Annotated in this window: 16 protein-coding genes; all 16 read left to right on the top strand. The window is 68.1% G+C overall.

Features of this window, described 5'->3' with window-relative positions; translation table 11 throughout:
• Positions 1-32: 32 nt before the first annotated feature.
• Entirely contained in the window at positions 33-965 is a 933-nt protein-coding gene (locus DT073_RS14275; RefSeq protein ID WP_124293994.1) for a dihydrodipicolinate synthase family protein, read from the top strand.
• Between the two features lie 163 nt (positions 966-1,128).
• Complete coding sequence (locus DT073_RS14270) at positions 1,129-1,533, top strand: YybH family protein (RefSeq protein ID WP_124293993.1); 405 nt, start codon at positions 1,129-1,131, stop codon at positions 1,531-1,533.
• A 26-nt stretch (positions 1,534-1,559) separates the two neighbouring features.
• Positions 1,560-3,155 (top strand): ABC transporter substrate-binding protein, encoded by a 1,596-nt coding sequence (locus DT073_RS14265; RefSeq protein WP_124293992.1) that lies wholly within the window; start codon positions 1,560-1,562, stop codon positions 3,153-3,155.
• A gap of 84 nt (positions 3,156-3,239) precedes the next feature.
• Positions 3,240-4,253, top strand: a complete 1,014-nt coding sequence (locus DT073_RS14260) for an ABC transporter permease (RefSeq protein WP_124293991.1) — start codon at positions 3,240-3,242, stop codon at positions 4,251-4,253.
• Positions 4,250-5,164: an ABC transporter permease gene (locus DT073_RS14255; protein ID WP_205782945.1), complete on the top strand. Its 915-nt coding sequence runs from the start codon at positions 4,250-4,252 to the stop codon at positions 5,162-5,164. Before DT073_RS14260 ends, DT073_RS14255 begins: the two co-directional genes overlap by 4 nt.
• Entirely contained in the window at positions 5,161-5,946 is a 786-nt protein-coding gene (locus DT073_RS14250) for an ATP-binding cassette domain-containing protein (RefSeq protein ID WP_124293990.1), read from the top strand. Before DT073_RS14255 ends, DT073_RS14250 begins: the two co-directional genes overlap by 4 nt.
• On the top strand, positions 5,943-6,830 hold the full coding sequence (locus tag DT073_RS14245; protein ID WP_124293989.1) for an ABC transporter ATP-binding protein: 888 nt from the start codon (positions 5,943-5,945) through the stop codon (positions 6,828-6,830). The genes DT073_RS14250 and DT073_RS14245 overlap by 4 nt, the downstream gene beginning before the upstream one ends.
• A 92-nt stretch (positions 6,831-6,922) precedes the next feature.
• The gene (locus DT073_RS14240) at positions 6,923-8,167 is read left to right on the top strand and encodes a M24 family metallopeptidase (RefSeq protein WP_164478207.1); all 1,245 of its coding nucleotides are present in this window, start codon (positions 6,923-6,925) and stop codon (positions 8,165-8,167) included.
• A gap of 134 nt (positions 8,168-8,301) precedes the next feature.
• Positions 8,302-8,919, top strand: a complete 618-nt coding sequence (locus tag DT073_RS14235; RefSeq protein ID WP_164478206.1) for an Lrp/AsnC family transcriptional regulator — start codon at positions 8,302-8,304, stop codon at positions 8,917-8,919.
• A 189-nt stretch (positions 8,920-9,108) separates the two neighbouring features.
• Positions 9,109-10,290: a pyridoxal phosphate-dependent aminotransferase gene (locus DT073_RS14230; protein ID WP_164478205.1), complete on the top strand. Its 1,182-nt coding sequence runs from the start codon at positions 9,109-9,111 to the stop codon at positions 10,288-10,290.
• Positions 10,291-10,292: 2 nt separating this feature from the next.
• A complete protein-coding gene (locus DT073_RS14225; protein WP_124293985.1) occupies positions 10,293-11,330 on the top strand; it encodes an LLM class flavin-dependent oxidoreductase in 1,038 nt (345 codons plus the stop codon).
• Positions 11,327-12,961 carry a DUF885 family protein gene (locus DT073_RS14220; protein ID WP_124293984.1) on the top strand — a complete coding sequence of 545 codons (1,635 nt, stop codon included), beginning with the start codon at positions 11,327-11,329 and terminating at the stop codon, positions 12,959-12,961. Before DT073_RS14225 ends, DT073_RS14220 begins: the two co-directional genes overlap by 4 nt.
• 195 nt (positions 12,962-13,156) lie before the next feature.
• Positions 13,157-14,947: an ABC transporter substrate-binding protein gene (locus DT073_RS14215; protein ID WP_164478204.1), complete on the top strand. Its 1,791-nt coding sequence runs from the start codon at positions 13,157-13,159 to the stop codon at positions 14,945-14,947.
• 48 nt (positions 14,948-14,995) lie between these two features.
• Positions 14,996-16,843, top strand: a complete 1,848-nt coding sequence (locus tag DT073_RS14210; protein WP_124293982.1) for an ABC transporter ATP-binding protein — start codon at positions 14,996-14,998, stop codon at positions 16,841-16,843.
• Complete coding sequence (locus DT073_RS14205) at positions 16,840-17,895, top strand: ABC transporter permease (protein WP_124293981.1); 1,056 nt, start codon at positions 16,840-16,842, stop codon at positions 17,893-17,895. Before DT073_RS14210 ends, DT073_RS14205 begins: the two co-directional genes overlap by 4 nt.
• Entirely contained in the window at positions 17,892-18,851 is a 960-nt protein-coding gene (locus DT073_RS14200) for an ABC transporter permease (RefSeq protein WP_124293980.1), read from the top strand. Before DT073_RS14205 ends, DT073_RS14200 begins: the two co-directional genes overlap by 4 nt.
• The last annotated feature ends 14 nt before the right edge of the window (positions 18,852-18,865 follow it).

Raw genomic sequence — 18,865 nt, 5'->3', positions numbered from 1 at the left:
TTACGTACAGTTGTTCGCAGAGAGGTCACTTCATGCCCGCCACTTTCTCGGGTTCCTACACCGTCGCGGTCACGCCCTTCACCGACGACCTCAGCCGGATCGACCTCGACCGGCTGCGTGCGTTCCTCGATTGGCAGCTCGCAGAGGGCGTTCCCGGAATCATCATGCTCGGAACGACGGGCGAGTTCCTGTCGGTCACGCCGGAAGAGCGTCGCGAGCTGGTGGGGGCGACCGTCGAGCACATCGACGGGCGGATTCCCGTGCTCGTCGGCACAGCCGACGCCTCCACGACACGGGCGGTGCAGTTCAGCGTCGAGGCGCAGGACCTCGGGGCGGACGGCCTGATGATCGTGCCCCCCTACTACTACACGCCCACCGACGACGAGATCTATCGTCACTACGAAGCGATCGTCGGAGCGGTCGATCTGCCGATCATGCTCTACAACAATCCCGTCACCTCGAACGTGGACATGAGCGCTGAGCTCGTCGCGCGTCTGGCGAAGGACTTCGCCACGATCTCGTACATCAAGGAGTCCTCCCAGGACATCGCGCGCGTGCGCGACGTGATCGACCTCGCCGGTGACGCCATCACCGTCTACGCGGGTGAGCGGGTGGTGGACTCCTACCTCCTGGGCGCGAAGGGGTACGTCAATCCGTACGGCAACTACATCCCCCGCGCTTCCGCGGGAATCTGGGGTCTGCTGGAGGAAGGACGCATCGAGGATGCTCGACGGATCGACGATCTGATCAAGCGGTTCGACGCGATCATCGCCGCGGGGCACCCCACCTACGGTCACCAGTGCTACTCCAAGCGGCTTGCCGAGCGAGCCGGCTTCCCGATGGGCACGGTGCGCCCGCCGCTGACGACGTTCGCGCAGCTGGGAGCGGAGGGCGAAGAGCGTCTCGGGCGCATCGGCGTCGTGATCGACGAGCTGGACGACGTGACCCGCCAGCTCGGACTGTGACGATTCCGTTGCAACTCCCTATAGACAAACGGCCGGTTGATCCGTCAGATTTCTTCTGAACGTAAGACGTGAGACGGATTTCTCTTTACGAAATACGGCTGAAACGAAGAATCTGTTTCCATCTGAGCAACCGCGGTTCCCCCCCCAACACCGAGGAAGTGACATGTCAGCACCCGTGACCGACGACGAGAAGTGGCTGCACGACGCCGTGTACGCCATGTACGACGCGTACCTGACCAGTGACCGTGCGCGAGCCGACAGCTACATCGCCGAAGACGTCACGCTCTGGGACACCGAGCACGAGCCCCTGGTCTTCGGGCTCTCGGGCCTGAATGCGCTGCGCGACAGCCGGCCCGCGGGAAGCGTCGCGGCCGTCGCCGGAATCGACGTCACCGAACCGGTCATCGACGTCTGGGACGACTTCGCGCTCGTCCGGCACACCTTCACCGTTCGTTTCACCGATCCCGCCGCCCGCCCTGAACGTGTCCGGAACACCGGCGTCTGGCGGCGGCGAGAGGGCACGTGGCTCCTCGTCCACAATCACGAAGACGTCCTGCCCGAGCAGTAACCCCCCACCCGAGAAAGAAGAGTCCCGTGAAAACACCCAGAAGGCTCCTCACGGCGGCGACCCTCGTCGCCGCCACGGCCCTCGCCCTCGCCGCGTGCGCGGCTCCGGCCGACACCGACACCGACCAGCCCGATGGCGAGCAGAGCGAATCGCTCGTCATCGACAAGTCCTTCGACCTCGTCACGGCCGACCCCGCGCGGATGTTCGAGACCACCGGAAACATCGTGCTGCACGCGGTCTATGACAGCCTCCTCACCTTCGCGGATGGGGATGCCACCGAGCCGCTGCCGAGTGTGGCGTCCGAATGGTCCGTCAACGACGACGCGACGGAGTACACCTTCACGATCCGCGACGGCATCACGTTCTCCGACGGCACCCCGCTGACGGCCGAAGACGTCGTCTTCTCGCTCAACCGCGTGAAGAACGTCCAGGGCAACGGATCCTTCCTGATGAGCGGCCTGAGCGTCACCTCGCCGGACGAATCCACCGTGGTCATCACGTCGGAGACGGCGAACACCGCGGTCCCGGCCATCGTGACCAGCCCCACGCTCGGAATCGTCAACAGCGCTCTGGTGAGCGAGAACGGCGGCACGGACGCCGAGGATGCCGCCGAGACCGACACGGCGGAGGAGTTCTTGAACACCACCTCCGCCGGCAGCGGACCCTACATGCTCGAGACCTTCGACACGACCACCGAGACCGTGCTCGTGGCGAACCCCGAGTACTGGGGCGAGGCGCCGGTGTACGACCGCGTCGTGCTGCGCAACGCCACCGCAGAGGCGCAGCTGATGGACATCCAGAGCGGGACGGCCGACATCGCGCTCGACCTCGGTTCGGACCAGATCAACGGTCTCGGCGGCGATGTCGTGATCGACACCGCACAGGCGCCGACGATGTTCTTCTTCTTCCTCAACGCCAACCCCGAGGTCTCCGAGATCACCTCGTCGCCCGACTTCCGCGAGGCCGTCCGGTACGGCATCGACTTCGATGCGATGCTCGAGCTCGCCGGCGAGGGCGCAGAACGCGCCTACGGGATCATCCCCTCGTCGTATCTGGGGGCGCTCGGAGCGGACAGCGCCGTCGAGCGCGACGTCGAGCGCGCCCAGGCTGCCGTCGAGCGACTGGGTGGCGATGTCACCGTCGAGCTGGAATACGCCAGCGACTTCTCGAGCAACGGTCTGAGCATGGGCCCGTTCGCCGAGCGCATCGCGGCACAGCTCGCCGAGGTCGGCATCACCGTCAACCTCGCTCCCGGCCCGATCGCGACGACGCTCGAGAGCTACCGCGCGGGTACCGAAGAGATGGGCCTGTGGCTGTGGAACCCGGACTACCCGGACTCGGCCGACTACCTCGCGTTCGGCCCCGGTGGGATCGTCGGCGAACGCGCCGGCTGGACGGCCGGGATGGCGCCTGAGATCGAAGCGGTCATGGAGGAAGTGCGCAGCGAGATCGACCCCGCGGCACGCGAGCCTCTGTACCAGGAGTTCCAGGAGCTCAGCAACGAAGCCGGTGTGATCGTGCCGCTGTTCCAGCCCGCGGCGTCGGTGGTGTCCACGTCCGCTGTCGGCGAGGTCGCGTACGACCCGGTATTCTCGCTCGACATCGCGGCCATCGGTCGCTGAGCACGGGGAGCACGCTCCCGGGAACGCATCCGGGAGCGTGCTCTCCTCCCCTTCCCCCCACCCCATCCAGATCGAGGTCGTCGCGTGGCATTGTTCATCGCCAAACGTCTCGGCGCTGCCCTTCTCCTGGTCGTCGGCACCATCCTGGTGGCGTTCGTGCTCACCGCCGTCCTCCCCGGCGACGCCGCGACGGCGCGCCTGGGCGAACAGGCCGCTGCGAACCCCGAGATCGTCGAGGCGATGCGCCGGCAGATGGGGCTCGACCGCCCCCTGTACGAGCAGTTCTTCATCTATCTCGGCGGGCTCTTCCGTGGTGACCTCGGCGACTCCGTCCAGACCACGCGCCCCGTCCTGACCGATCTCATGCTGTTCGGGCCCGCCTCTGCAGAGCTGGCGCTCTCGGCCACGCTGATCGCCGTCGTGGTCGGCGGCGGGCTGGGAATCGTGGCGGCCCTGCGGGCCAACACCGCGGTGGACAACGTGCTGCGGGCATTCAGCCTCGGCGGCGTGTCCATCCCGATCTTCTGGTTCGCGTTGATCGCCACCTCGATCTTCGCCACCCGGCTGCAGTGGTTCCCCTCCTCCGGGCGATTGGACGCGGGAGAGATCCCGCCGCCACGTGTCACCGGCTTCTACACGATCGACTCGCTGCTGGCCGGCGACCTGCCCCTGTTCTTCCAGGCCGTGGATCACCTGATCCTCCCCGCCATCGTGCTGTCGGCACCGATGGTGGGGCTGCTGATGCGCTTCACCCGGGCTTCCGTGCTCGACGTCCTCGGACAGGAGTACATCCGCGCCGCCGAAGCCAAGGGCCTCAGTCCCCGCTCGGTCGTCTTCGGTCACGTCCTCCGCGGCGCGCTCGTGCCGGTGATCACCGTCGTGGGAACGGCCTTCGCGTCGCTTCTGGCGGGAACGGTGCTGGTCGAGCAGATCTTCGCTTGGCCGGGCATCGGCTCCTACGCCTACCGGGCGGCCTCCACGCTCGACCTGTCGGCGATCGTGGGAGTGACGATCTTCGTCGCGCTGATCTACATCTTCGTGAACCTGATCACCGACATCCTGTACGGCATCATCGACCCGAGGATCCGGCGCGCATGAGCACCACAGAGAAGGCCCTCGACACGGTCGATCCCATCGAGGCGGCAGACGGTCGTCGATGGATGCCGCGCTGGCGCCTCCCCGCGGCGTGGCGGCGTCCGCTCGCGATCGTCGGCATCGTCATCGTGGTGTTCTGGATCGTCGTGATCATCTTCGCGCCGCTGCTGGCTCCCTACGATCCGCTCGCCCAGGACTCGGCCCGCTTCCTGCCGCCCTCGCTCGAGCATCCCTTCGGCACCGACGGAGTGGGGCGCGATGTCCTCTCGCGCGTGATCTACGGCGCCCGCATCAGCATCCCCATCGCCATCATGCTCGTCGCGCTCTCGCTCATCGTCGGCTCGACGGTGGGAGCCGTCGCGGGGTACTTCGGTGGCGCCGTCGATGCCGTCCTGATGCGCATCGTCGACCTGTTCTTCTCCTTCCCCGCCATCATCCTGGCGATGGCCGTCTCTGCGGCCCTCGGCCCGTCGCTGGTGAATGCGGTGCTGGCGATCGTGGTGGTGTCGTGGCCCGCTTATGCGCGCGTGACCCGATCGCTCGTGCTGGGGCTGCGCGACAGCAACTTCATCGCCGCCTCCCGGCTGCTGGGTGCATCGTCGCTTCGCACACTGCTTCGCGACATCGCGCCGAACATCCTCGGCCCCATCGCCGTGATCTCGACGCTCGAACTCGGCAACGCCATCCTGCTGCTGGCGGGGCTCAGTTACCTCGGTCTCGGTGCGGTGCCCCCCACCCCCGAGTGGGGGGCCATGGTCTCCGAAGGGTCGCGGGTGTTCTACAACTACTGGGTGGCCCTCTTCCCGGGCGTGGCGATCCTCAGCATCGTGCTGGCGTTCAACTTCATCGGCGACTCGCTCCGCGACGCGCTCGACCCCCGCACCTCGCGCGCCGTGCAGGCGGTGGAACTGTGAACGCGCCTCTCCTCGATGTCCGCGACCTCCGCCTGCGCTTGGGCGGTCGTGCCCTGGTCGACGGGGTCTCGCTCTCGGTGGCCCCGGGCGAGATCGTGGGGCTGGCCGGCGAGAGCGGAAGCGGCAAGACCCTCACCGCCCTGACCGCCCTCGGGCTCATCCCCGATGGCTCGGCGACGGAGGGGGAGGTGCTGTTCGACGGTCGCGACGTCCTGACCCTCAGCAAGCGCGATCTCCGGGCGCTGCGGGGGGACCGCGTCTCCGTGGTGTTCCAGGACCCGATGACGTCCCTGCATCCGATGCTGACCATCGAACGACAGCTGACCGAGCACCAGCTCGTCCATCGATCGGTGACGCGCAAGCAGGCGCGCCAGCGCGGCATCGAGCTGCTGGACCGCGTCCGAATCCCCGACCCGCACCTCGCGATCCGCTCGTATCCTCACCGGTTCTCCGGGGGGATGCGGCAGCGCATCGCGATCGCGTCGGCGCTGGCCTGCGAGCCCGAGCTGCTGATCGCCGACGAAGTGACCACCGCCCTCGATGTCACCGTGCAGGCCGGAATCCTCCGACTTCTCGAGGGACTCCGGCAGGAGCTGGGCATGGCCATGCTGTTCATCACACACGACCTGGCGGTGATGAACGTGCTGACCGATCGCCTGTACGTCATGCGCTCCGGTCGCGTGGTCGAGTCGGGCTCCACGCGAGAGGTGCTCGCCGCCCCCACCGACGACTACACCCGGGCGCTCGTGGACGCCCTGCCCGACACGGAGGCCATCGCATGAGCGCACTGGAGGTGCAGGACGCCGTCGTGGAATACCGCGTTCCCGGCGCGAAGACCGTTCGGGCGGTCTCGCGGGTCTCCCTCCGGGTCGAGGCGGGCGAGGTCCTGGGCCTGGTCGGCGAATCCGGCTGCGGCAAGTCCTCGCTCGGCAAGGCCATCGTGGGGTTGAACCCGCTCAGCTCCGGACACATCCTGGTCGAGGGGCGCGAACTCGCGCCCCTCCGCCGCCGCGCCCGGCCCGTGGCTGACCGTGCCGTGCAGATGGTCTTCCAGGATCCGTACTCCTCCCTCAACCCGCGGCGCCGGATCGGTCGCCAGATCCAGGATGCGATCTCCGCCCGCGGCGGCTCGGCGCGAGCCGGAGAGCTGCTCGAATCCGTCGGCTTGCCGGCGTCGGCCCTCCTGCGCTTCCCCCACCAGTTCTCGGGAGGACAACGCCAGCGCATCGCGATCGCCCGCGCCCTGGCATCCGATCCGAGCGTGATCGTCGCCGACGAACCGGTGTCGGCCCTGGACGCCTCGACCCGGCAGCAGGTGGCGGGCCTCCTCTCGGACACCGCGACCGCCCGGGGGGTCGCACTGCTGATGATCTCGCACGACCTGTCGGGATTGCGCACCATCGCCCACCGCCTGGCGGTGATGTACTTCGGACGCATCGTGGAGACGGGGCCGACCGAGGCGATCTGGGCACAGCCGCGTCACCCCTATACGCGCACGCTCATCGGCGCCATTCCGCGGATGGGCCGGGGAGCGCCCCTGCCGAGCGAACCCGACCGGCGCGTCCCGCGAGAGGTGAGCGACGAGGAGGCCCGACTGGTGGAATGCGCACCCGGCCACTTCGTCGCCGCCGAAGCCGTGGAACAGGATGTCACGAAAGTAATGTGAAAGGTCACTCTGGCTTTTCAAGTTCAAAGCATTGGCGGGATGTACGTGACATTCGCTAGCCAAACGGCGGTGAGATGAGGCAGACTGTTCCCATGCTCACCACCGATTCCGCGTCGGGCACCGACACCCTCTCGACCCCCTTCGATCACGCTGCGCGGCAACGCCGGCTCTGGGAGAAGATGGACGCCGCGGGCGTCGACGTGCTGTTCCTTCCCGCGTCCCAGTCCGACCTGGAGTACTTCACCGGGGTCCCACGACGTGCGCCGTCGTTCGGGAACATCGGCTACACCAACCACTGGATCTCGGGGGCCTTCGTCAGCCCCGGCGAGGAGCCGCTGTTCGTCCTGACGCGCCACTTCCAGGAGTTCGACCTCCCCGAGGGGGTCTCGGGCGAGGTGGTCACCGCCACCGAAAGCGATGACGGCCGCGAGGTGTTCCGCCGCGCCTTCGACAGCTACCGCGCGCGTACGGGTGTGGTGGCGATCGGCGGGCGCCCGACCGATGAGCACTGCGCTCACGAGGGCGTGAGCTCGGAGCGGATCGCGCTGGCCGGTCGCACCTGGGCCGAGACCGCCGTCGAGCTGCGCAACCACCGGCCGGAGGCCGAGTTCGTCGTCGCCGATGGTCTCATCAACGAGATCCGACGGATCAAGGATGACCAGGAGATCGCCCTCATGCGGCGATCGGCCGCCATTGTGGACCACGTGATGCAGGCGGTGGCTCCTCTGGTCGTGTCGGGGGTGACCGAGCTCGATCTCGCCGCCGAGGTGGATCTGCAGATGCGGCGCCTGGGGTCTCCCGGTGCCTCGTTCGACACCGGCGTCTGGGCGATGGGGCCGGCGCTGGGTCGCGATGCCTCGGTGCGGGTGTCGACGAACACGCTCGGCCCGGGGTCGGGCGTCAGCTTCGACTTCGGTGCCATCACCCGGGGCTACTGCTCCGACTTCGGGCGCACGGTGCACATCGGCGATCCGAACGAGGAGTACCTCGAGGTCTACGACATCGTCATCGCCGCCCAGGAGGCCGGGCGTCGAGCCGCGGTCGTCGGGGCGACGGGAGGCGATGTCCACCGAGCGACCCGCGCGGTCATCGAGGACGCGGGATACGGAGATTGGTTCCGTCACCGCACCGGCCACTGCATCGGACTCGATGTCCACGAGCTGCCGTACATCTCCGAAGAGGATGAGACGCCTCTGGAAGCAGGGATGCTCTTCACCATCGAGCCGTCGGTCTTCTGGCCCGGCCGGGTGGGGGTCCGCGTCGAGGACGTGTTCCTGCTCTCCGACGACGGCTGCGCGTCGATCAACGACCACCCCAACGCGCCCGTCGTCAACTGACCTGCGGGGGTGCTTCCCTCTTGTGGCACCCCCGCAGCCCTTCGCGTGCCGCTGTCACCCCGGTGGACGCCGACCGTATGCTCGATCCGACAGTGATCGACGAAGACCATCATCACGACCAGACAAGGAACGGCATGGCCCGATCATCCTCGCCGGAGGAACCGCCGGAGGTCCGCGCGAAGCGCTCGCCCATGTCGAACATGACCCGTGAGGTGGAGAAGCCCCACCCGGTGGTCGAACTCGACGAGATCGACCGGAGGATCCTCTTCCTGCTCAGCGACGACCCGCGGGTGTCCCAGCGCCAGCTCGCTCGTGCGGTGGGGATGTCGCCTCCGGCCGTCGGCGAGCGCATCGCGCGTCTGGAGCGGCAGCAGGTCATCAGGGGGTACACGACCGTCGTGGACTGGTCGGCGCTCGGCTACCCGGGGCTGGTCTACATCCCGATGACGCTCGCGACCGACGCCGATCTCGGGGAGATCCTGACCGAGCTCCGGTCGATCTCCGAGCTCACCGAGCTGGTCGTCGTCACCGGCAGCTTCGACATGATCGCTCGGTTCCGCATCCGCGATCATGCCCACCTGCAGGCGCTGCTGCTGGATCGGATCTGGCCGATTCGCGGCCTCCAGCGCATCGAGACGTTCCTCAGCCTCGGCGAGGTCATCCGCGAACGCGCGGTGCGCGAACTGCTCGAGGGCTCTGTCGACGACGCCGCGGAAGACGTCGAGGACCACTCCGGCGACGACGCCGCCTGACGGTTCCCGATCTGGTTCGACCGCGAACGCCGGCGCGCTGCCGCGCGCGCGGACGGTAATTCAAATGTTCGGAGTTTCACGTAAGATTCTTGGCGATGGGAAATTCCAGAGCATTGCGGTGTTTACGAATGATTCCGGATGACGCACACCGTCGTGCGTTCGGCTCCCCCCTGTCAGAAAGGACCTGAGATGCCACGCACCGCCGTTCCGGCGTCGCACCTGCCGCACTCGGGCATCCGCGAGATCGTCGACCTGGCATTGGGTTCGTCATCGCCGATGATCCGTCTCGAGATCGGCGAACCGGACTTCGCGACACCGGCACACATCATCGACGCCGCCTTCGAAGCGGCGCGGAAGAAGACCTCCTACGTGCAGACCGCCGGCATCCCCGTGCTGCGTGAGGCGATCTCCGAGCGTCTGGCGGGTGATTACGGCCTCCGGGCACCGATCGAACGCGTTCTCATCTCCCACGGCGCCGTCCAGGCGGTCGACGCCGTGATGGCGGCGGTGGTCGCGGCGGGGGACGAGGTCCTCATCCCCGACCCCGCGTGGCCGAACTACGAGATGCAGGCGACCCTGCTCGGCGCCGTTCCGGTGCGCTACGGTCTGCGTCCCGAAGACGCCTTCCAGCCGGACCTCGCCGAGATCCGTGCGCTCGTGACGCCCCGGACGCGGGTGATCGTGATCAACTCTCCGAGCAATCCCACCGGCGCGGTGATGCCCGCCGAGACGGTGGCGGCGATCGTCGAGTTCGCCGTGTCGCGCGACATCCTCGTCATCAGCGACGAGGTCTACGACGAGATGGTCTTCGACGGGGGACACACCACGGCTGCGGCCCTGGCTCCGCAGCACGTCGTGTCGGTCTTCAGCTTCTCCAAGACCTACGCCATGACCGGATGGCGCGTGGGATACGCGCTCGTGCCGAGCTGGCTCGCCGACACCGTCGTTCGCATCCTCGAGCTGCAGTCCTCGTGCGTGTCCAGCGTCACCCAGGCTGCCGCGCTGGCGGCGATCACGGGTCCGCAGAAGATCGTCGGCGAGATGCGCGACGCCTACCGCCGGCGTCGCGATCTGGCGGTCGGCATCCTCGCCGGTGCCGGTACCGAGATCGTCCGCCCGCACGGTGCCTTCTATCTGATGCTTCCGCTCCCCGGTGACATCGATGCGCGCAGCGCAGCGCTCGAGCTCGTCGCTCACGGTGTCTCGTTCGCTCCGGGCACCGCCTTCGGTCGGCAGACCCCGCACCATCTCCGGGTGTCGCTCGCGGCCGCCGACGAGACGATCCGCGAGGGACTCGGCCGCTTCCTCACGTGGCGGGACGCACGTCTCACGCTGCCGACCGGCTCTGGTGTCTCGGTCCGAGGAGCCTGACGATGTCCGAAACGCCGACGGGCTCAGCGACCGAGAAGCCTCTTCGCTTCAGCCTTCGCGTCAACAACGACCTCGACCTCGAGGCGCTGAGCGCCATGGCACTCGCCGCCGAGGAGGCGGGGATCGACCAGCTGTGGGTCTCCCATGACCTGATGTTGCGTTCGGCGCCCGCACTCCTGGGAGCGCTGTTCACGCGCACGACGCGCATCCACCTCGGCATCGGCATCATGAATCCGTACTCCGTCCATCCCGCTGAGCTGGCGATGACGGCAGCGACGCTGCAGGAGATCTCCGGTGGACGATTCCTGCTCGGCCTCGCGGCGGGCTCGGGCGAATTCCTGTCGTGGATCGGGATCGAGCAGCCGAGGCCCCTCACCGCCACCCGCGAAGCCCTCCGGTCCGTGCGTGCGCTCCTGTCCGGCCAGCGGCCGATGGACGTGGTTGGAGCGGGGGAGGGGTGGACCCGTGACGCCTATCTGCGTCTCGCGCCGACGTCGGTCCCCATCTACATCGGGGCGATGAGCCCCCGGATGCTGGGGCTCGCGGGCGAAGAAGCCGACGGCGTTCTGGCGCTGCTGTTCCCTCCGGAGCACTTCACCACCGCGTCGGCTCTGGTCGCAGACGGCGCACAGCGCGCCGGCCGCACGATGGCCTCGGTCGACATGCCCGCCTGCATCTGGCTCTCGATCGACGAGGACCGTCGATCGGCGGATCGCGCCCTCGCCCGCAAGCTCGCCTATTACGGCGGGGCGTTCTCGCCCTACCTCCTGGAACGGGCGGGCCTACGCACGGAGGACTTCGCTGCGGCGTCGGACGCGCTGCGCGAGGGCGACGAGGAGGCGGCGATCGACACCATCACCCCGCAGATGCTGTCCCTCGGCATCTCCGGAGATCCCGACACGGTCATCGAGCGGTGCCGGGCGCTGATGGCGCTCGGGGTCGACCATCTCTCCTTCGGACCCCCGCTCGGCCCCGATCCCGTCGCCGCGATCGAGCTGCTCGGTCGCCGCGTCCTTCCCGCCCTGAGGAGCACCCCATGAACGACGCCCTGATCGCGCTCTCCAACGACATCGAGGAGTGGGCGCGCCGCGCGGCCTTCCGCTCGTCCGACGACATCCCACGCCTGCGCCGCGACCCCCGGTGGCTGCCCGACTTCACTCCCGCCTCCATCGAGGATCGGCGTCGGGCGGTGTCGGAGTTCCGCGAGCGGCTGGACGCGCTTCGGATCGCCGACGGCGATGTCGCCGGGCAGGTCGATCTCCGGCTCCTGCGCTCGGTGCTGAACAGGATGGAGTGGGACACCGATGTGCTCCGCAACTGGGAACGGGATGCGGTCTTCCTGGTCGGTCAGATCCTGGGCCCCTGGTTCGACCTGCTCCTTCCCCGGCCTCCCTTCGCCGCCGAGGTTCAGGAGGGGCTCATCGAGGTCGCCCGGTCGATCCCCGAGCGGGTCTCACTCGCCGAGGAGAACCTCCGGCGCGCGGGGGTGGCCGACCTGGCCCGCGTGGCCGCTCTCGAGCTCCGCGGCATGCGCGAGCGCTTCCCCGCCTCGGTCGAGGCCCTCGACGGTGTCGTCGCCGGCGACGTGCTCCGCGAGCTGCGCCTCCTCGCGCCGGCTGCCGGCGAAGCGCTGGCGCGGTTCGGCGAGTGGCTGGACGCCGAGGCCTCGGGCTTCGCCCCGTCGGTGCCGGTGGGGCGCGAGAAGTTCGTCTGGTTCCTGCGCAACATCGCCTTCATCGCCGAGGAGCCCGAAGAACTGGTCCGCGCCGCTTTGCAGGACTACCGTCGCGCGGTACTCGCCGAGACCGTCACCCGCAACCGCTTCCGAGATGTTGCGCCCGATCCGATCGCCGCGACCATCGACGATCAGGTGCAGCGACAGATCGTCCAGGAAGCCGAGGTGCGCGCCTTCTCCGAGCGCGAGGGCCTGCTGTCGCAGCCCGACGGCCTGCAGCGATACCACGTGGCGCCGATGCCGGCCTACCTCGAACCGATCCGATTCCTCGGCGTCACCGACGACCTCACCGACCAGGACCGGCTCGACCAGGACGGGGTGTCGTACATGCCGCCGCCCCGACCGGACCTGCCCTACTTCTACGCCGCCAACGCCCGCGACCCCCGCCTGGGGATCATCCACGAGGGCGCCCATTACAAGCAGCTGGCGCTGTCGTGGGCGAACCCGGATCCGGTACGCCGTCGCTACGTCGATTCCGTCGCGAACGAGGGCATCGCCTTCTACAACGAGGAGCTGATGCTGCTCGCCGGGCTGTTCGACGACGCCCCCCACTCGCAGGAGGTCGTCCACAACTTCAACCGCCTGCGGAGCCTGCGCGTCGTGGTCGACGTGAACCTCGCCACCGGCGCCTTCTCCCTCGACGAGGCGATCGACTTCTTCGTCCGCCTCGTCCCGATGGACGTCGAGACCGCGCGCGAAGAGTGCGCCATGTATCTGGCGACCCCGGGGCTCGCGATGTCGTACCACGTGGGCAAGCAGCAGCTGCTGCGCCTCGTCACCGACGCGATGGTCGCCGAGGGTGAGAGCTTCTCGCTGCAGCGCCTTCACGACCGGGTGTGGCAGAACGGCAACGTGCCCTTCTCACTGCAGCGCTGGGAGATCCTCGGGGATCGGAGCGACCTCGACGCGATCGAGGCGACCCCTGCGCAGGCGTAACCGAATTGGTATCGAATGTAAGGTGAGTTTGACGTTAGGCTTGTCAAAGCCAAACTTCACGCAATGAAGAGTGATTGTTTGCAAAACTGAAACACATGTGGCCGTGCATCGAAACACAGTCGCGGCACGGTGTTCACAACCCCCTTCGGCGCCCGTGCGGAGGGAAAGCCGACGAAACGCATGAGAGGAAACACCATGCATAAGAGATCACGGCTGGCGGTCATCGCCGCAGCCCTCGCGTTGCCCGCGCTCGTTCTGAGCGCGTGCTCCAACCCCGGGGGAGGCGAGACGGACGCATCCGGCGGCGACGACGCCGCGACGGGCGGCACCCTCCGCCTCGCGGGGAACTCCGACGTGCTCTACCTGGATCCTGCGGCGGCCTACTCCGCGCCGGACTACCAAATCCACCGCACCCTCACCCGGACGCTCTTCGCGCACGTCCCGACCGGCAACGACACCGGCAACACCGAGATCGTGCCCGACCTGGCCCTGGAGATCCCGACCGTGGAGAACGGCGGCATCTCCGAGGACGGGACCGTCTACACCGTCGAACTCCAGGAGGGTGTCGAGTTCGACGCGCCCGACGGCGCGCGCGAGATCGTCGCCGAAGACGTCGTGCTCGCCGCGAAGCGCATCTGCAACCCGGTCTCGCCGTCCAACGCCCTCGGCTACTTCACCGACACCATCGTCGGCCTCGACGCGTACTGCGAGGGGTTCGCCGAGGTGGAGCCGACGGTCGAGGCGATCCGCGAGTACATCGAGGGCAATGACGTCGAGGGCGTGCGCGCCGTGGACGAGCGCACCGTCGAGTTCACCATCACGCAGCCGGCCGCCGACTTCATCGACATCATGGCCCTCGGCGTCTTCCTCGCGCCGCAGCCGGTCGAGTACCTGGAGTACCTGCCCGACTCCCCGGAGCTTCGCCAGAACATCATCTCGACGGGCCCGTACCGCATCGCCGAGTACGTCCCCGAGGAGAGCTTCACCCTCGAGCGCAACCCGGTGTGGAACGCCGAGCTCGACCCGATCCGCGACGCCAACGTCGACGCGATCGAGATCTCGATGGGTCAGGACGCCGCCGCCGTGCAGCAGCAGCTGGAAGCCGGCACCGTCGACATGCAGTGGGCCGACACGGTCACCCCGACCGCCTCGGTCCCGGCGCTGATCGGTGCGAACGACGAGCGTCTTGTCATCGGCAGCGACGGCGCGATCCGTCCCTACGTGGTGATCAACACCCTCAGCCCCAACGCTGACGGCGCGTACGGCGACACCACGGTGCGTCAGGCGCTCAACTTCGCCATCGACCGCGCCGCGTCGCAGCAGATCCTGGGTGGCCCGGGCCTTGCCGAGGTCGCCACGCAGATCCTTCCGCCCGAGGTTCTGGGCACCGAGCAGGCCAACGTTCTCGACGTGCCCGCCGAGGGTGACACCGAGCGTGCGCAGGAGCTGCTGGAAGAAGCCGGTTACGCCGACGGTCTTCCCGTCAAGCTGCTCTACCGCGAGACCGAGCCCTATGCCTCGCTCGCCACGGCGATGCAGCAGGACCTCGAGGCCGCAGGCTTCCAGGTCGAGATGAAGGTCACCACTCAGAACGCCTTCTACGGCGAGTTCCTGCTCAACCAGGACATCACCGAGGCCGGCGAGTGGGACATCGCCATCGCGGCGTGGAGTGCGGACTACTTCGGTGGGCGCCCCTACCTCGTCCCCATGCTCGACGGTCGCGGCTACGTCGACGGCTCGCCGAACTTCGGTGGCTGGAACAACGAGGAGTTCAACGCCCTCGTGGACGAGGCCCTCGCGGCAGAGACCCCGGAACAGGCGAACGAGCTGTGGATCGAGGCCGACGCGGTCGCGACCGAGGATGCGGCCTGGGTGCCGATCGCCTTCGCTCGCACCCCCGTCTTCCACTCCGAGCGGGTCGGCGGGTTCGAGTGGAACGCGTGGACCAACAACGGTGACATGACGAAGGTGTTCCTCAACGAGTGATCGTCGAGGAATCTGAATACCGCTGAATGAGAGAGAAGGAGGTGCCACGTGTTGCTGAGCGTCGAGGATCTTGATGTGTCGTTCGACACGGGAGACGGTCGACTACACGCGGTGCGTGGCATCTCCTTCGATCTCGACCGGGGGGAGACCCTCGGTGTGGTCGGAGAGTCCGGTTCGGGCAAGTCCGTCAGCACCCAGGCGATGGTCGGGCTCTCCAGCGGCGCGATCGTCTCCGGACGCGCGCTGTTCGAGGGACGCGACCTGCTGACGATGGGTGACGCCGACCTGCGCTCGATCCGAGGGCGCGAGATCGGCATGGTCTTCCAGGACCCGCTGTCGTCGCTGCATCCGCAGTTCCGCGTCGGCGCCCAGATCGCCGAGGCGATCCGGGTTCATGAGCGCACCTCGCCGAAGGCGCTGCGCTCGCGGGTGATCGACGTCCTCGACGAGGTCGGGATCCCGAATCCCGACAAGCGCGTGGACGACTACCCGCACCAGTTCTCGGGCGGCATGCGCCAGCGCGTCATGATCGGTCTCGCTCTCGCGCTGCGCCCGTCGCTGCTGATCGCGGACGAGCCGACCACGGCGCTGGATGTCACGGTGCAGGCGCAGCTGCTCGAGCTGATGAACCGTCTCCAGCGCGAGCATGGCACGGCCATCCTGATGATCACCCACGACCTCGGGGTTGTCGCCGGCATCGCCGACCGCGTCATCACGATGTACGGCGGGCGGATCGTCGAGCGGGGCTCGCGCACCGACGTCCTCGCCCAGCCTCACCACCCCTACACGCGGGGTCTGCTCGGCTCCGTCCCCCGGGTCGGCTCGCAGCGCACGGTGCTGCAGGCCATCCCCGGAAATCCCCCGAGCCTGCTGATCGATGAGCCCGGCTGCCCCTTCGCCTCGCGGTGCGCCTTCGCGCACGCCGAGTGCCTCCCGAGATTCCCCGAGGAGAAGCGGATCGCGCCGGGGCACGGATCGGCCTGCGTCCTGCCGGTCGAGAACGCCGGCCCCGTCGTCCTCCCCGTCATCGAAGAGGTCCACGCCGCCGCGAGTGCCGACCGGGAGATCCTCGCCAGGATCGAGGACGTCCGGATCACCTTCCCCGGTGCGCGGAAGGGTGTCCTGGGCCTGAAGTCCGACACGGTCGTCGCCGTCGACGGCGTCAGCCTCGACATTCCGCGCGGCGGAACCCTCGGCATCGTCGGAGAGTCAGGAAGCGGCAAATCGACCCTCGCTCGCGCGCTGACCGGGCTCATCCCGCTCACCAGCGGCCGCGTCGAGTTCGAAGGTCGCGACATCTCCACGATGCGACGCGCGGAGCGGCGCGCGCTTCGTCGAGAAGTGCAGATGGTCTTCCAGGACCCGTACGGCTCTCTGAACCAGCAGCGACGGGTCGGATCGATCATCGCCGACCCGCTCGTCATCCACGACCAGGCCGAGGGCAGGGGACTGCGCCCTCGTGTGCAGGAGCTGATGGAGCTCGTGGGGTTGAACCCCGAGCACTACAACCGCTTCCCGGCCGAATTCTCGGGTGGACAGCGCCAGCGCATCGGCATCGCCCGGGCGCTCGCACTCAATCCCAAGCTGATCGTCTGCGACGAGCCCGTCTCGGCGCTCGACGTGTCGATCCAGGCGCAGATCCTCAACCTCCTCAGCTCGCTGCAGGACGAGCTCGGACTCACCTACGTCTTCATCGCCCATGACCTCGCGGTCGTCGAGCACATCGCCGATGTGGTGGCCGTGATGTATCGCGGCGTGGTGGTCGAGAAGGGGACGGTGGACGAGATCTACCGTTCGCCGAAGGAGGACTACACCCGTGCGCTTCTCGAAGCCGCGCCGCACGTGGATGCCGCTCTGGACGGCGGCGGGATGTTCGCGAAAGGTGGAGAGCGATGAGCGGGCCCGGACCCACGGATGCGCGCGTGGAGGCAGAACGTGAGGAGGAGGCCGAGGCCATCGAGGCGCAGGCGGTCCCGGGCCAGACCCGGCAGACCGCTGTCGTCGCGCGCAGCCCGCTCCAGCTGGTCTGGGGCCGCCTGCGGCGCGACCGCACGGCGATGATCTCCGCCGTCGTCATCCTCCTCGTCATCGTCGCGGCCTTCGCCGCGCCGCTGGTCGCCGCGTGGGTGGGCCACGGTCCGAACGAGCAGTTCCGTCAGGAAGGACTCTCGGAGTTCGGTGCTCCCGTCCCGCCGGGGCCGCAGTTCCTCCTCGGCACCGACAACCTCGGTCGCGACGTACTGGTCCGACTCGTCTACGGTGCCCAGGTCAGCCTCATCGTCGCCTTCGCGGCCACCATCGGGGCGCTGGGGATCGGCACGCTGGTCGGACTCATCGCCGGGTTCCTGCGCGGCTGGGTCGACACCGTCCTGACGTGGCTGATGGACACGACCCTCAGCCTTCCGCAGCTGCTCTTCGCCATCTCCCTCGTGGCGCTCGTCGGACCGTCGCTGACGACGACCGTGGTGGTCATCGTGCTGTTCTCCTGGGCACCGATCGCCCGAGTGGTGCGTGGGCAGGTGCTCTCGCTTCGCGAACGCGAGTTCGTCGAAGCCGCCCGTTCCCTCGGTGCGTCGAACTGGCGCATCATGCGCGTGGACGTGCTGCCGAACCTGCTCGTGCCGATCCTCGTCTACGGCACCCTGCTGATCCCGCAGGCGATCGTCTTCGAAGCGACCCTGTCGTTCCTCGGGCTCGGTGTGCTGCCTCCGACGGCGACCTGGGGGAACATGCTCTCGATCGCCTCCCAGGGGTCGCTCTACACGATCGCTCCGTGGCTGGTCATCTTCCCCTCGGCGGCGCTGCTGTCGGTGACCCTCGCCTTCAACCTCCTCGGCGACTCGATCCGCGACGCGTTGGACCCGCGGCAGACGCTCTTCGCCGGACGCCGAGGTCTCGCCCGCCGCCGCGCCGCCAAGCGCGCCGCACGGAAGGCCGCGCACGCATGATCCGCTTCCTCAGCCGCCGGGTGGTCTCCGGCATCCTCACCCTGTTCGCGATCAGCGCGATCATGTTCCTGCTGTTCTACGTCGCGCCCAACGACCCGGCACGCACCATCGCGGGCGTGCAGGCGACGAACGCCCAGGTCGACCAGGTGCGCGAGCGCCTGGGGCTGGATCTGCCGATCCTCGAGCGCTACGCGATCTACATGGGCGGACTGCTCAGGGGCGACCTCGGGTATTCGTTCTTCAACCAGCAGCCGGTCCTCGACTCGATCGTCGCGCGCCTTCCCGAGACCGCCTCCATCGCGATCGGCGGACTTGCGATGGCGCTTCTGATCGGCATCAGCATCGGCATCGGCGCCGCCCGGCGTCCCGGATCGTTCCGCGACCGGGTGAGCACCGTGTTCGTGCTCAGCGGTCTGAGCGTCCCCACCTTCGTCGTCGGCCTGCTTCTGCTGTACGTCTTCTTCTTCCAGCTCACCGTGCTGGGGCTGCCCCTCTTCCCCGCCGCGGGGTACGTTCCCCTCACCGAGAACCCCTGGGAGTGGGCGCGGCACCTGATCCTCCCGTGGATCACGGTGGGCTTCGTCTCGGCGGCGACCTACGCCCGACTCACGCGCAGCCAGCTGGCGGGGGTGCTCGGCGAGGACTACATCCGCACCGCCCGCGCAAAGGGCTTGAGCGAGGGCGCCGTGGTCTACCGGCACGGAATGCGCAGCGCCCTGACGCCTGTCGTCACCCAGGTGAGCCTGGACATCGCGGTGCTCATGGGCGGCCTGGTCGTGACCGAGCAGATCTTCGGGATCAACGGCATCGGTCGTCTGGCGATCCAGTCGGTCACCCGCGGCGACCAGCCGGTCATCATCGGAACGATGCTGCTGGCCTCGCTGTTCGTGGTGATCTCGTCGATCCTGGTCGACATCGTGTACGCGCTGCTCGATTCGCGCGTCCGCGTGAAGTGAGATCGAAGAAAGGT

The sequence above is a fragment of the Microbacterium sp. ABRD28 genome (assembly GCF_003850245.1).
Classification (GTDB): Bacteria; Actinomycetota; Actinomycetes; order Actinomycetales; family Microbacteriaceae; genus Microbacterium.
Note: the sequence above shows the minus strand (reverse complement) of the source record. Positions and strands in the feature narration are given on the sequence as shown.

Bases quoted from the DNA above. Each gene is read 5' to 3' on its own strand.
- DT073_RS14275 (WP_124293994.1), top strand. From the start codon at position 33: ATGCCCGCCACTTTCTCGGGTTCCTACACCGTCGCGGTCACGCCCTTC.
- DT073_RS14270 (WP_124293993.1), top strand. From the start codon at position 1,129: ATGTCAGCACCCGTGACCGACGACGAGAAGTGGCTGCACGACGCCGTG.
- DT073_RS14255 (WP_205782945.1), top strand. From the start codon at position 4,250: ATGAGCACCACAGAGAAGGCCCTCGACACGGTCGATCCCATCGAGGCG.
- DT073_RS14245 (WP_124293989.1), top strand. From the start codon at position 5,943: ATGAGCGCACTGGAGGTGCAGGACGCCGTCGTGGAATACCGCGTTCCC.
- DT073_RS14240 (WP_164478207.1), top strand. From the start codon at position 6,923: ATGCTCACCACCGATTCCGCGTCGGGCACCGACACCCTCTCGACCCCC.
- DT073_RS14235 (WP_164478206.1), top strand. From the start codon at position 8,302: ATGGCCCGATCATCCTCGCCGGAGGAACCGCCGGAGGTCCGCGCGAAG.
- DT073_RS14230 (WP_164478205.1), top strand. From the start codon at position 9,109: ATGCCACGCACCGCCGTTCCGGCGTCGCACCTGCCGCACTCGGGCATC.
- DT073_RS14225 (WP_124293985.1), top strand. From the start codon at position 10,293: ATGTCCGAAACGCCGACGGGCTCAGCGACCGAGAAGCCTCTTCGCTTC.
- DT073_RS14220 (WP_124293984.1), top strand. From the start codon at position 11,327: ATGAACGACGCCCTGATCGCGCTCTCCAACGACATCGAGGAGTGGGCG.
- DT073_RS14215 (WP_164478204.1), top strand. From the start codon at position 13,157: ATGCATAAGAGATCACGGCTGGCGGTCATCGCCGCAGCCCTCGCGTTG.
- DT073_RS14205 (WP_124293981.1), top strand. From the start codon at position 16,840: ATGAGCGGGCCCGGACCCACGGATGCGCGCGTGGAGGCAGAACGTGAG.
- DT073_RS14200 (WP_124293980.1), top strand. From the start codon at position 17,892: ATGATCCGCTTCCTCAGCCGCCGGGTGGTCTCCGGCATCCTCACCCTG.